This window comes from Sphingobium sp. SG1, from assembly GCF_057063145.1.
Map to the genome: position 1 here is coordinate 1 of NZ_JBVVOJ010000092.1, position 267 is coordinate 267.

A 267-nucleotide genomic window follows, 5' to 3' on the forward strand; every position below is an offset into this window, starting at 1 on the left:
TCCGAGCTCAAGCGTCGCAACTACATCGCCACCCAAAGTGGGGTCGGCTCGATCGTCACCTTTGACGGCATTGTGCTGGACCAACGCAGCGGTTGGGCCCAGGCCTTGGCCGATACTGGCGCCCAGGTAAGCACTGACATCCTGCGTTTCGAGGCCGTCACGCGCCCTGATCTGTTCAGCCGTTTCGGCACCGACCAGTTCATTACCCTCGACCGCCTTCGGCGCACCGCAGACGGCACAGCGGTGTCCCTGGAACGCTCGCTGATG

General features: G+C 63.3%; 1 protein-coding gene. It reads left to right on the forward strand.

Features of this window, described 5'->3' with window-relative positions:
• The coding region (locus AC0KVN_RS27685) for a hypothetical protein (RefSeq protein WP_483656859.1) at positions 1-267 on the forward strand (267 nt) is incomplete at both ends.